Annotated in this window: 11 protein-coding genes; 3 read left to right on the top strand and 8 right to left on the bottom strand. The window is 73.9% G+C overall.

Annotated features, from left to right (window positions below):
• Positions 1–113: 113 nt before the first annotated feature.
• The gene (locus AC07AL_RS20025) at positions 114–386 is read right to left on the bottom strand and encodes a hypothetical protein (RefSeq protein WP_363623997.1); all 273 of its coding nucleotides are present in this window, start codon (positions 384–386) and stop codon (positions 114–116) included.
• A 240-nt stretch (positions 387–626) separates the two neighbouring features.
• Between AC07AL_RS20025 and AC07AL_RS20020 the strand changes: the two genes are divergently transcribed.
• Positions 627–1,124 (top strand): GPI anchored serine-threonine rich family protein, encoded by a 498-nt coding sequence (locus tag AC07AL_RS20020; RefSeq protein WP_400845177.1) that lies wholly within the window; start codon positions 627–629, stop codon positions 1,122–1,124.
• On the opposite strand, the gene AC07AL_RS20015 is transcribed toward AC07AL_RS20020, so the two are convergent.
• Entirely contained in the window at positions 1,108–1,422 is a 315-nt protein-coding gene (locus AC07AL_RS20015; RefSeq protein ID WP_363632461.1) for a hypothetical protein, read from the bottom strand. The two genes, AC07AL_RS20020 and AC07AL_RS20015, sit on opposite strands and share 17 nt — an antisense overlap.
• A 262-nt stretch (positions 1,423–1,684) precedes the next feature.
• On the opposite strand from AC07AL_RS20015, the gene AC07AL_RS20010 reads away from it, so the two are divergent.
• On the top strand, positions 1,685–2,428 hold the full coding sequence (locus AC07AL_RS20010) for a class I SAM-dependent methyltransferase (protein WP_400845182.1): 744 nt from the start codon (positions 1,685–1,687) through the stop codon (positions 2,426–2,428).
• A gap of 39 nt (positions 2,429–2,467) precedes the next feature.
• Here the strand turns inward: AC07AL_RS20010 and AC07AL_RS20005 are convergent, their stop codons facing one another.
• Positions 2,468–2,917: a hypothetical protein gene (locus AC07AL_RS20005; RefSeq protein WP_400810403.1), complete on the bottom strand. Its 450-nt coding sequence runs from the start codon at positions 2,915–2,917 to the stop codon at positions 2,468–2,470.
• Positions 2,918–2,926: 9 nt separating this feature from the next.
• Complete coding sequence (locus tag AC07AL_RS20000) at positions 2,927–3,667, bottom strand: hypothetical protein (RefSeq protein WP_400810405.1); 741 nt, start codon at positions 3,665–3,667, stop codon at positions 2,927–2,929.
• Positions 3,668–3,830: 163 nt separating this feature from the next.
• Between AC07AL_RS20000 and AC07AL_RS19995 the strand changes: the two genes are divergently transcribed.
• On the top strand, positions 3,831–4,403 hold the full coding sequence (locus tag AC07AL_RS19995) for an SMI1/KNR4 family protein (protein ID WP_400476453.1): 573 nt from the start codon (positions 3,831–3,833) through the stop codon (positions 4,401–4,403).
• A 13-nt stretch (positions 4,404–4,416) separates the two neighbouring features.
• Here the strand turns inward: AC07AL_RS19995 and AC07AL_RS19990 are convergent, their stop codons facing one another.
• The 4 genes from AC07AL_RS19990 to AC07AL_RS19975 all read right to left on the bottom strand — a co-directional run bounded on the left by AC07AL_RS19990 (position 4,417) and on the right by AC07AL_RS19975 (position 8,180).
• Positions 4,417–5,184 (bottom strand): 2OG-Fe(II) oxygenase, encoded by a 768-nt coding sequence (locus AC07AL_RS19990; protein WP_363632453.1) that lies wholly within the window; start codon positions 5,182–5,184, stop codon positions 4,417–4,419.
• Positions 5,185–5,265: 81 nt separating this feature from the next.
• Entirely contained in the window at positions 5,266–5,805 is a 540-nt protein-coding gene (locus tag AC07AL_RS19985) for a hypothetical protein (RefSeq protein ID WP_363587833.1), read from the bottom strand.
• A 259-nt stretch (positions 5,806–6,064) separates the two neighbouring features.
• Positions 6,065–7,228 carry a hypothetical protein gene (locus AC07AL_RS19980; RefSeq protein WP_400810409.1) on the bottom strand — a complete coding sequence of 388 codons (1,164 nt, stop codon included), beginning with the start codon at positions 7,226–7,228 and terminating at the stop codon, positions 6,065–6,067.
• An 82-nt stretch (positions 7,229–7,310) separates the two neighbouring features.
• Positions 7,311–8,180, bottom strand: a complete 870-nt coding sequence (locus AC07AL_RS19975) for a sphingomyelin phosphodiesterase (RefSeq protein WP_478317860.1) — start codon at positions 8,178–8,180, stop codon at positions 7,311–7,313.
• Positions 8,181–8,552: the final 372 nt, after the last annotated feature.

Genomic DNA, 8,552 nt, shown 5'->3' with positions numbered 1-8,552 from the left:
ACACGGAAAAAACCCCCCCCCCGAAACACGCGTCCGCCCCCCCCCCCCCCCCCCCCCCCCCCCCCCCCCCCCCCCTCCCGCCCCCCCCCCCCCCCCCGGGCCCGGTCACGCACTCAGGACGAGCCTTCACCACGGATCAGCCGCAGCGCCGGCCCTGCACGCCCGGCCACCCGCCCGGCCCTCGGCCGCTGGGCTTCCCGCTGGGCTTCCCGCTCGGCCTCCTGTTCGGCCACCAGGTCCGCCGACACGCGGGCGCCCAACGCCCGCAGCTCGGCCTTGCGCTCCTCGTCGGCCTCCTCGTCGCCCGGGTAGGCGGCCACGTACTTGACGCCGTGCTCGTCCTCCCAGGCGTAGCTGCGGTACTGCGTCGTCACCTCGTCCGCCACAGGGAACCTCCGTTCCTCGTCTTCGGGGTGACCCACCGTAGGCGACCGACCTGCACCGGGAAAGGGGCCGTGGCGCCCGCACCGCACGCCCCGTCACGCGGCTGACGGGCCGCTTGCCGCCCTCGGACCTCGGGCCACGCCCCCCTCACGGGCCGTCCGTCACCGACGGCCGTTCCCCCGATCGAGGGAAGCGGCGCCCGTCCGTGCGCTCACTCCGGGCCGAACCGAGACACTGAGGCCATGAGGATCTGGAACGGACCCGTCCTGGGCGTGGTGGCACTGGCCGCCGCCGCGATGCCGAGCCTGCTCGCCACGGTGCCGGCACAGGCACAGGCACAGGCCACCGGTCCGGCGGTGGCCGCCCACTCCGCCGAGCGCACGTCCCGGCGCGACGTCTACGTGCCGCGCGTTCTCTCCCCTCGCGCGGGGACGGTCTGGCGGGTCGGCGAGCGGGTCGAAGTCACCTGGGACGTCTCGGATCCGCCGGCGCAGATCACCAACCGCACGGGGTCCATCGCCTTGCGCGCGGGCGGCGTCACCCTCCTCGACCGGGTCCTCGCCAGTGACTTCGACATCCTGCTGGGACGGATGGAGGTGACCGTGCCGGACGTCCCCCCTGGAGACGACTACCGGGTCGTCCTGTCCGGTGATTCCGGCAACTGGTCCGAGCCCTTCACGATCACGTCGGACGGACGGGCCGCCCCGCCGCCGGGTGCGCCGGCTACTCGTCGTCGGTGAAACTGACCGAGCCGATGCCGCTCTGGGTGCTCGAACCACCCGACCTGATGGTCTTGATCTCGTCCCGGCAGCCGGCGCCGAGGTAGACGGCCGCCTCCGCGTCGGTGTCGTTGTACAGCTCGGTGACGCGGCGGCCGAGGTCGTAGCACCGGTCGCCCTCGGGGTTCTCCAGCGTGTGCTCCTGGTTGTTGCTGATGTAGGTGAAAGTCCCCTCCGCGGCTTGGGCGTTGGCCGGGACTGCGATGCACAGAACCGCAGCGGCACCGACGGTGACCAGCGTCCTTCCGAGGCTCTTCACGGACTCGTCTCCTTTGAACGGCGGGCTTCCTCAGCGCTGCCAGTGTGGCCGTTCGGACACGCGAGGACGCGGGACGTCACTCGAATGGCCCTTCGACGGCGTTTCCCCGTCCCCGAAGAGCGGTGTTGGGCGATAGGAGGGTTCGCCCCCGATTCACCGGCCAACTTCTTTGTGCCATCTGCCAGTACGGCGGCCCGGCGGGGCGGAGGAGACTTTCCGCCACGGCCGCGACCCGGCGGGCGGCACACAGGAGGGGCGGCACGTGGGCGTGCAGCAGTACGACGGGATCGGCGAGGCGTTCGAGGGGTTCAAGTCCCTGCCGTTGATCCGCTACGGGGAGGTGCCGAGCTTCCTGGGCCTGGTCGGGGACGTGGACGGCCGGTCGGTCCTCGACCTGGCGTGCGGCACCGGCTTCTACAGCAGGGAGTTCAAGCGGCGCGGCGCCACCGACGTCCTCGGCGTCGACATCTCCGCCGAGATGGTCACCGCCGCGCGCACGATCGAGCGGCGCGACCCGCTGGGTATGCGCTACGAGGTCGGCGACGTGGCCGAACTGCGGCTCTTCGACCGGAAGTTCGACATCGCGCTGGGAGTGCAGTGCCTCAACTACGCCGAGGACGTCGCGGCGATGGAGCGGATGTGCCGCAACATCCACCGGGGCCTGGTGCCGGGCGGGGAGTTCTTCGTGCTCGCCCAGAAGCCCGACTACCGGTTCGACTGCCCGTCCCTGGACACGTACGGGTTCCGCTGCGAACCGACCGGCGAGGAGAGCGAGACGGGGCCGCGGGTGCGGGTCACGGCCCTCCTCGACCCGCAGCCGATCAGCATCGTGGGCGCGGCCCCGCGCCGCGAGGTCTACGAGCAGTGCCTGCGGGCGGCCGGGTTCAGCGACGCCGAGTGGGTCCCGCTACAGGTGTCCGAGGCCGGCCTACGCGAGTTCGGCGAGGACTTCTGGGCCGACCTCCTCGCCAACCCGCCGCTGGAACTGCTGCGCTGCCGCGCCTGAGCGGCCGGCCCGGTCGGGTGTCAGAGATCCGGTCGGGTGTCAGAGATCCGGCCACCTCCTCCACCGGCCCGTCAGGGCGACGTCGGTCTCCTTGAACGCGGCCTTCCACGCACCGCCCTCGCGCACCATCGCGTAGCGGGCCTCGCCGCCGATCAACCCTTCCGGTACGTACACCCAGCACCTGCCCGGCGTCTCCTGTTCGACGCGCAGGATCGGCGCCTCGAACTCCGGCGGCGTGCCGAAGCACAGCAGGTCGTAGCGCGACTGGTGCCGGGCCAGCGCCCTGGCCGCCAGGTGCCTGGCGAACACCGCCTTCACCGCCGCCAGTTGCTCGTCGCCCGTGGTGTCGTGCCGGCAAGAGGCCATCCACTCCTCCCACCGGCGCATCGCGTCGAAGAAGTCCTGCGCCGCCGCTCGGGCGCCTGCCGCACCTTGACCGCTCTGGCCGCGCTGGCCGCCTCGGCCGCCCGGTCGGTCGTCCGCTGGCATCGCTGCGCCTCAGCTCCAGTCGAAGGTCAACAGGGCGAGGCGGTCGACGGGTTCGAAGAACAGCATGATCCAGTCGGCGCCGCTGCCGCGGTAGTGCCAGCCGGGCACCGCCGCCACGAACTCGAAGCGGCGGCCGGAGGGGCCGACGGGCCAGGTGCGGTCGCCGTCGTAGTCGAGCGGGAACAGGTCGGTCTCGATCCAGTTGCCGGCGGAGTCGGCGTAGCCGCCGAGCTGGTCCAGGAGGGCCATCTCGCCGGTGCGGCCGGGGTGCGGCAGGCCGTCGTCGCCGAGCAGGACGAGCCTGCCCTCGCGGCGGAAGCTGTCGCGGTGCGCCCGGTAGCTGTGCTCCTGGCGTTCGCAGTGCTCGGCGAGGCCGGTGTGGAACCCGGGCCAGGGGTCGGGGACTTCGTCCGGGCCCGCCGCCCGGGCGAAGTAGCGCAGGTCGCCGGCCAGGCGGAAGCGGTCGCCCTCCAGCGTGAAGCCGAGCCAGTTCGGGGCCTGGAGCCCCGTGTGGAAGGCCGAGGTGTGGTCACCGATGAGGCCCTCCGACGGCTCCAGCGGGCTCAGCAGGTGGATCCACCCCTGCCAGGCGGGGTTGACCCGGGCCAGGTCGATCGAGACCAGCGGGTGCAGGTGCCGGGCCAGCTCGGCCTGGTCGGCGACGAAGACGTCCGCCGGGTCGGGGTAGATCCGCAGGCCCTCCCCGGCCGTCATGACGTCCTCGCGCACGGCGGTGTCCTCCACGGGCATCCGGGCCTCCTTCGGTGACCACGCGTCGGCGGTCGGTCGGCTGACGATCAGCCCCTTCCTACCAGGAGGCTCCGACAATCAGCCCCGGGCCCCGGGCCCGCCGACCGACTGTCGGTGACGGGTGCTACGTTCCGGTCCTCGTCACAACGGAGGGGAGTTCCCGATGCAGCAGCTGTGGGCGCGGATCGAGGCCGTGCTCGGGCGGATCGCCCCGAGGTTGGCGGCCGCGATGCCGCCCGGCGCCACCGACGAGCAGATCCGGGCGGCGGAGGCCGCGATGGGGGTGGAACTCCCGCCGGACGTCCGGGACTCCTACCGCTGCCACGACGGCCTGCCGGGGGTCCTGATCGGTCTGCACACCGAGCTCCACTCGCTCGACGCGATGGTGGACGACTGGCGCGAGCGGTCCGCCGACGCCGGGGATCCGCCCTGGGACGAGCGGGAGGAGGACGGCGTGATCCGCCGGGACGTCGCCTGGTCCGCCGGGTGGATCCCCTTCATCGGCATCGGCAACGGCGACGTGATCTGCATCGACCTGGACCCGCCCGCCCCGCAGCGCCGCGGCCAGATCATCGACTGGTCGCACGAGGGCTGGCGGGCCGGCTACGAGGCCGCCGGCCTGCGGGAGTTCCTGGAGGCCTTTGCCGCCGACCTGGAGGCCGACCGCTACCAGGTCGACGAGACGGGCGGCGCGTGGAGCAACGGAGGCCTGCCGCTGGTGATGCTGAAGGACTGAGGGCGCAGCCCCGTCAGAGCGCCCCGCTCCCCCGGCGCGCCGGATCGGGGCTGCACAGCCAGCCGTTGACGGCGAAGCGGCTGTCCTCGGGCCGCCGGGACGGGCACCTCACCGGGCGCACCTCGTGCCAGGCGGTGGGGCGGAAGAACACGATGCTGTCGTGCTCGGGCTCCCAGTCCCGCCAGGTGCGCTTCTCCCACTCGCCCGTCGTCCCGCCGTACAGCGGCAGGGCGGCGTCGAACACGCGCAGTGCGCCGCCGCCGAACGGCCGGGGCGTGCCGTGCAGGTAGTAGACGAAGGTGAGCAGGCGCCGGGGGGAGAACTCGGCGCTGGTGTCCTGGTGCGGCCGGTAGAAGTCGCCGTCGTTGTGCACGTTGAGGGTGTAGTCGGGCTCGGTGTTGCGGCAGGAGACGCCCAGGGTGTGCTCGACCGCCTCCAGCACCTCGTCGATGGCCGCCAGCAGTTCGGGCGCGGCGAACTCCCGGCACGAACGGGAGCGGCGGAAGCCGGGGACCAGCTCCCGGTCCCCGATCAGGGAGGGCTGCAACGCGTCGCCGGCGCGGGCGAGCGCGACGGCGCGTTCCAGCAGGGCGCCGGCCGTCCGCTCGCCCAGGAGCCCGGTGATGCGGCAGACCGTCACCGGGAGCCGCCAGATCGCGTCCGTGCTCACCGGCGACGGCTGCTCCGTCACGGTGTGCGGCCCTGTCATGATGTCCGGCTCTGTCCTGGTGTCCGGCTCCGTCACGGTGCCCGGCCCTGTCCTGGTGTCCGGCTCCGTCATGGTGTCCCGCCCTCTCGTCGTCCCGCGGCCCCGGGCGCGCTCACGCCCGGGGCCGCACCGGCCGGTGCCGCACCCGCGCCCCTACCGGCTCCAGTCCACGGGGACCACGTCCTGCTTGAGCCCGCGGTCGCTGCACACGGCACACGGGTTGCCCGGGACGCCGGGGCCCTGGTCGGTGCCGATGGTGATGGCCCCGTGGGCGCCGGCCGGGGCGTGGACGCCGTCGCCGACCATCGCGGCCTCGTAGCCGCCCAGCAGTTCCTGGAGGGTGCCGGGGCCCAGGTTCTCGGGGGCGGTGATCGCCGCGATGCCGTCGTAGTCGGTGTAGGCCGCGCCCAGCGTCCGGCCGCCCACGGTGGCGAACACGATCCGGGCGCCTCGGATGGGCTCCCCGGTCACCGCGTCCGAGGCCATCGCGTGGATGTTCTCCAGCTGCATCTGGGTGACGTTCAGGCTCGCCTGACTGGCCGAGAGCCTGGTCGGCTTGAGGCTGGGGCACTCCGCCCCGCTGCACGGCGGGGCCGGCGAGGCGGCCGCGGACGCGGTGACCGCGCTCCCCGCGCCCAGCGAGGCCAAGGCCGCGGCCATCACCGCGACGGTCTTGCGACCAACAGAGCTCATGATCCACTCCCGTGGGAACCGCCCGCGCGTGCTCCGCTCCGACGCCCGAGGGCCACGAGGGCCGGGCGCGTGCGGCACGCGACGGGTGCCGCCCCCCATCGGACGACACGGCCGAGCGTAGCCACCGCCCGGCCGGCCCAACCAGCCGACGACCACGAGTTCGCAAGATCTGATGAACAGTCAACGGCGCGGTGACAACGGCGGTCGGGGCGCACCGGCCGGTGCGCAGCGGGGCCGGCCGCCGCGGGGCGCCGGCCCCTCAGCGGGCCGGGCGCGGCGGGTAGGTGGGCGCCGTCCAGGACGCGTGGGCGTTGAACGTCAGGCCCGCCCGGTCCGAGGGGAGCGTGTGGTCCGGGTCGTTGCGGACGACCTCGATGCGGTGGCTCTCGACGTACAGCGCGGTGAGGTGCAGGCCCGGCGCGGGGGCGCGGACCTCCTGCCGCTCCCGGGTCATGGCGGCGACGAAACGCGTGCTGTCGTAGCCGAGTTCGCGGCTGAGGGAGGCGCCCGCCCTGGCGCCGAAGCCCTCGGTCTCGACGCCCGCCTCGAACCCCACGGACAGGCCGACGGCTTCGCGGCAGGCCTGCGCCTGCGCCTCGTCCACCCCCCACGGGACGGTGGCGCCGACCGTGCCCGGGCCCGGGTCCTCCCGCAGGTCGGTGACCGCGACCCGGGTGTAGAACCGCTTGCGCCGCACCGTGTACGTCGGCGAGTTGCGCAGGATCCACTCCGTGGACGCGCCCCGGTCGAGGACGGCGGTGCACGGGAGGACCACCTCCCGGTCGACGACCGGCTCGGTCCGCTCGGGCACGTCGCCTCCGTCCGTGACGGCCGGGCCCTTCGCCGTCCCCTGCCGGACCTGCCGCATCGGCACGTCCAGCACGTGGACGTCGCCGGGGTCCTCCCCCTCGTAGTCGCCGTCGAAGTAGGAGATCCAGGTCGCGATGCCGGGGGTCAGCAGGCAGCCCGTGCCGCCGGGGATCGTCTCGGGGCGGACGGTCTCGGGGATCTCCAGGCCGCCGCGCCCGCGCCAGGCGCCGACGGCCACGTAGGGGCGTCCGCCGATCTCCTCCTTCACGCAGCGCAGGTCGCCCTGGGCGACGAAGGCCGCGCCGCCGAGGTCGCGCAGGACGTCACGGGGCCCGTGGACCGTGTCCGAGGACCACAGCGCGCTCAGCGCCCGGTACCCGGGAGGGGCCACCGGCACCAGGCCGCGCAGCACCCCGTCGGAGTCGGTGACCTTGCGCCACTGCTTGGGCTCGGCCAGCGCGGCCGAGCCGGCGGTGCTCCCCCTCACCCAGGTCATCGGGGCGTTGTCGGGGATGACGCTGCACAGGGCGTGGTAGCCCTCGGGCGGTCTGGTCTCGCCGGTGCTGAAGACGAAGGTGAGTTCGCCGAACTGCTGTGGTGCCGAGTAGCTCATATCCGCTCCTCCTGTCGGACGGCTCGCGCTTGCCGGGCGGGCGTGCCGGTCCGCGGGCGGCCGTCCGGGGGCCGGCCCGGGCTCAGCGGCCCGCGGTCACCGGGTAGTGGTCGCTGTAGTCGGTGAAGGCCCGGCCGCCCGCCTCCCAGCTCGGCGAGGCGGTCTTCAGGACCTCGCTCGTCCAGGCGTCGCACGGCGGGGCGTGGCCCTTGCGAAGCAGGACGTGGTCCGTATCCTCGGCGGGGTCGGCCGGGTGGCGGTGCAGGGCGGCGTCGTTGGCGATGGTGTCGAAGGAGTACTTCCAGCCGGTCCGGGGGCCCGCCTCCTGGAGGTTCCCGAAGCCCAGGACGTCCTGGAAGTCGGGCGAGTGGCGGTCGGTGTTGAAGTCCCCGGCGACGATCACCGGCTCGTGCGCCGGGATGCGGCGGTCCGTCAGGAAGACGTCGATGTCGCGCAGCTGGGAGCGGCGCATGATCCTCGCCTGGCCGGTCAGGCAGGCGCCGTCGTCGGACTGCAGGTGGGTGCCCACCACGTGCACGCGCCGGCCGGCGACCTCCAGTACGGCGTAGGCGAAGCCCTTGGCGGCCTCGGCGTCCCAGCCGCAGGCCACCTCGTAGACGTACTGCTCCATCCGCAGGATGGGCCACCTGCTGACGATCGCGACCCCGCCGCGGGCGTGCAGCGGGGAGATCTGCCGGCCGTGCGTGGCGGCCCAGCCCGACTCGTCCACCCCGACCACCGGCGTGCGGTGGCGGTACCCCCGGCCCTCCAGGCCCTGCATCAGTTCCTCGGAGGGGCCGGGGTCGAAGAGTTCCTGGAAGACCAGCACGTCGTGGTCCGCGACGTACGCGGACTCGGCGATCAGCCGCGAGCGCGCCGCGTTGTTCCAGTCGCCCTCGCTCTTCTGCGTCAGCCAGGACAGGAACATCACGTTGTGCGTCAGAACCTTCAAGGCCGTCCTCTCCGAACCGGCGGGCGCGGGGCGCACACACGGCGGAACCGGTCCGGGGCGCCCCGCCCCCCAAGTCAAGGGGGTCGGCCCGCGCCCGCCGGCGTCGACGCGCCGGTGCCCCGGCGGACGCAACGGGGGCGCGGGGAGGCATCACCGGCTCACGGCAGGACGTGAAGGGGCGTACACGGATGGTGCCGCGCCGGGGCCGTGCCCACCGACGGGGCGTGCGGCCGCGGGGGGGGGGGGGGGGGGGGGGGGGGGGGGGAGGGGAGGGGGGGGGAGGGGGGGGGGGGGGGGGGGGACGGGCCGGCTCTTTGGGGTTTCCCCGCTCCCAGGGGGCCCCCCTTCGCCCCGGGGCCCGCGTCCGTCGGC

Source organism: Kitasatospora sp. NPDC043949 (assembly GCF_056435365.1).
This window is presented reverse-complemented; position numbering and strand designations above follow the sequence as displayed.